At 55.9% G+C, this 3,649-nt stretch carries 1 tRNA gene, 2 rRNA genes and 2 pseudogenes; 1 reads left to right on the top strand and 4 read right to left on the bottom strand.

The features are described from left to right. Positions 1-7 precede the first annotated feature (7 nt). Positions 8-805 (bottom strand): annotated as a pseudogene (locus tag ACP15R_RS27335) (IS3 family transposase); the annotation flags it as partial. Positions 806-874: 69 nt separating this feature from the next. Here ACP15R_RS27335 and ACP15R_RS27340 point away from each other — a divergent pair. Continuing rightward, positions 875-2,024: pseudogene (locus ACP15R_RS27340) on the top strand (IS3 family transposase). Positions 2,025-2,315: 291 nt separating this feature from the next. Here ACP15R_RS27340 and ACP15R_RS27345 read toward each other — a convergent pair. From ACP15R_RS27345 to ACP15R_RS27355, 3 genes are all read right to left on the bottom strand, one after another. Next, positions 2,316-2,392: transfer RNA gene (locus ACP15R_RS27345), tRNA-Met, on the bottom strand. 74 nt (positions 2,393-2,466) lie between these two features. Then, positions 2,467-2,581 (bottom strand): 5S ribosomal RNA (gene rrf / locus ACP15R_RS27350). 100 nt (positions 2,582-2,681) lie between these two features. Next, a 23S ribosomal RNA gene (locus ACP15R_RS27355) occupies positions 2,682-3,649 on the bottom strand; the annotation flags it as partial.

The following is a 3,649-nucleotide window of genomic DNA, read 5'->3' on the forward strand; positions in this document are numbered from 1 at the left end:
TAGTTTCCTAGACACCTGCCTTTCCCAGTTTGAGCTGTCTTTTTTCAAAGTCAACGGGTGACAGCATTCCGTTATTCGTATGCTTTCGCTTTGGGTTGTAGAACAGCTCGATGTATTCAAAGACATCTCGCCGGGCTTCCTCGCGTGTCCGGTATTTCCGCCGTCTGACCTTTTCCCGCTTCAGGAGCTGAAAGAAGCTCTCGGCAACAGCGTTGTCATGGCAATTGCCGCGACGGCTCATGGAATGTTCCAGATTGTGTTCTCGCAGGAAGGCAGCCCATTCACGGCTGGTGAATTGGACGCCTTGATCTGAGTGGATCAACAGGCCCGATCCGGGCTTTCTCCTCCAGATCGCCATGAGCAAAGCCTGCACCGCCAGTTCTGAGGTCTGGCGAGACTGGATGGCCCAACCCACGACACGCCTTGAGAACAGATCAATGACGACACAGAGATACGCAAATCCTTCGTGCGTGCGCAGGTAAGTGATGTCTGTCACCCAAGCCCTGTCTGGCGCAACGACCGTGAACTGACGATCCAGCGTGTTGTCGACCACGACGGATGGCTTACTGCCGTACACTCCAGGCTTCTTCTTGTAGCCGATCTGCGCCTGAATACCTGCAAGGCGCGCCAGACGGGCAACCCGGTTCTCGGACACGGCCTCGCCCATGTCGATCAGGTCGTCATAGATTTTGCGGTAGCCATAAATCTTGCCGCTCTCGTTCCAGGCGTCTTTGACCAGCTTGGTTTGACGTTTATCCTCCAACGCGCGCTGGCTTAACCGTTCTTTAACCCATGTGACCTGCCCCCAACATTTCGGGCCATTCAAAAGGAAAGTTTGTTCTCGTAAGGTTCAAAGCAACGAGGAGAACGAAGAATGCGGAAGTCACGTTTCACAGAGGAACAGATAGTCGGGATTTTGCAGGAGTATGCTGCGGGTGCCAAAGTGTCCGAGCTTTGCCGCAAGCATGGGATGTCCGATGCGACGCTGTACAAGTGGAAAGCCAAGTATGGCGGCATGACCTGCGCCGCCTGAAGGACCTGGAGGCCGAGAACTCGGAGCTGAAGCGTCTGCTGGCGGACGCGATGCTCGATAATGCTGGTCTTAAGGGGCTGCTGGCAAAAAACTCCTGACGCCTGCCGCCCGTCGGGATGCGGTGGTCACGTTGATGGCTGAACACCAATTCACGCAAAGGCGGGCGTGCAGGCTGGTCGGGCTATCCAGATCGAGCCTGAGCTATCAGGCACGCCCGGATCGCCACGCGCGGCTTCGGGAACGTCTGATCACGCTTTCAGGCAAGCACAGGAGGTATGGCTATCGTATGCTGCATGCCAAGCTGGTGCGCGAGGGGTTCAAGGTGAACGTCAAAGTCGTCGAACGCATTTACCGCGAGGAGCGGCTTTGGCTGCGCCGCACCAAGCGCAAGAAGATCCCCAAGGAAGGCCGTGAGGGCGGCTGGTGCCCGATTGCAGCCAACCAACGGTGGTCATTGGATTTCACAAGTGACGCACTGGCAAACGGGCGCAAATTCCGAACGGCAAACCTCAAAGATGATTGCACACGAGAGTGCCCTGCCATCGAGGTGGATTTCTCACTGCCTGGCGAACGGGTCGTGGAACTGTTGAACCGGGTCGCACGCGAACGCGGATATCCTGACATTCTGGTCGTCGATAACGGCCCGGAACTGCGAGGTCGCGCGCTTGACGCCTGGACCGATGACAACGGCGTGCAATTGTATTTCATCGATCCCGGCAAGCCCACACAGAATGCCTACATCGAGAGTTTCAATGGGCGCTTCAGGGATGAATGTCTGAACCAGCACTGGTTCACCAGCATCAGCGAAGCGCGCGAAATCATCGAAGACTGGAGAGCCGATTACAACACAGAACGCCCGCACAGCAGCCTGAAATATCAAACCCCGGTGGAGTTCGCGGCAGCGCGACCCTTCGACAAAACGCAATGGGCGCAGACCCTTGAGCTGTCTGAGGGCTCCGCGCCCGCGCCCATTGCTCACGCCGCCGAATGATGGCACACAAATGGAGAGCAAACTCGATTTACGAGTGGCCCTGAAAAAAGGGGCAGGTCAGCCAGTATGAACGTCCGCTTCCGAAACAGATCTGAGTTGTATTGGCGTCGGCAGCGAATGACCGCCCTACTAGCATCCATCTGTTCTGATCTGGCATTGCAGATGCGATGCGGTGCGGAATGGCTCTGTTTTCCGCTTCCGAGCGTAGCACTGGTGTAGCACCATGGGGAAATGCCGGAACGCGCACAGCGCCCCTTGGGGCGCTATCGCGTTGTAACTAATGGAAGATTTTGGTTGCGGGAGTAGGATTTGAACCTACGACCTTCAGGTTATGAGCCTGACGAGCTACCGGGCTGCTCCATCCCGCGCCAATATGTGTCCCCGGTTTAAGTGTGTATTAGGGGACAATCGAAAGAGAGATACGGTGTTGAGGGTTTGTTAGGTTTGGCAGTGACCTACTCTCCCACGCCTTAAGACGCAGTACCATTGGCGCGACAGTGCTTAACGGCCGGGTTCGGGATGGGACCGGGTGTTTCACTTGTGCTATGACCACCAAACCAAAGAAACCCTCAACCTGTTGTCCAAGTGTTGTTCACGTTATGTGTATGCTTTTGCTTGTCTTTCGAAGTTGACGTTCAAGTCTGTCTTCTACTGGATCAAATCAAGCCTATCGGACCATTAGTACCGGTCAACTGAACGCATTGCTGCGCTTACATCTCCGGCCTATCGACGTGGTGGTCTACCACGGTCCTCAGGGATACCTTGTTTTGAGGGGGGCTTCCCGCTTAGATGCCTTCAGCGGTTATCCTGTCCGAACATAGCTACCCAGCACTGCCGTTGGCACGACAACTGGTCCACCAGTGGTTCGTTCACCCCGGTCCTCTCGTACTAGGGGCAACTCCTCTCAAGTATCCTACACCCACGGCAGATAGGGACCGAACTGTCTCACGACGTTCTAAACCCAGCTCACGTACCTCTTTAAACGGCGAACAGCCGTACCCTTGGGACCTGCTCCAGCCCCAGGATGAGATGAGCCGACATCGAGGTGCCAAACACTGCCGTCGATATGGACTCTTGGGCAGTATCAGCCTGTTATCCCCGGCGTACCTTTTATCCGTTGAGCGATGGCCCTTCCACTCGGGACCACCGGATCACTATGGCCGTCTTTCGACTCTGCTCGACTTGTCAGTCTCGCAGTCAGGCTGGCTTCTGCCATTGCACTCAACGAGCGATTTCCGACCGCTCTGAGCCAACCTTCGCGCGCCTCCGTTACGCTTTAGGAGGCGACCGCCCCAGTCAAACTACCCGCCACGCAGGGTCCCGGATCCGGATAACGGACCGCGGTTAGACATCAAGAGTGCGAAGGGTGGTATCTCAAGGAAGGCTCCACCGCGACTGGCGTCACGGTTTCAAAGCCTACCACCTATCCTGCACATCACAATCCTGATGCCAGTGCGAAGCTGTAGTAAAGGTGCACGGGGTCTTTCCGTCTAACCGCGGGAAACCTGCATCTTGACAGGTAATTCAATTTCGCTGAGTCGATGTTGGAGACAGCGGGGAAGTCGTTACGCCATTCGTGCAGGTCGGAACTTACCCGACAAGGAATTTCGCTACCTTAGGACCGT

This window comes from Microbulbifer sp. S227A, from assembly GCF_049800935.1.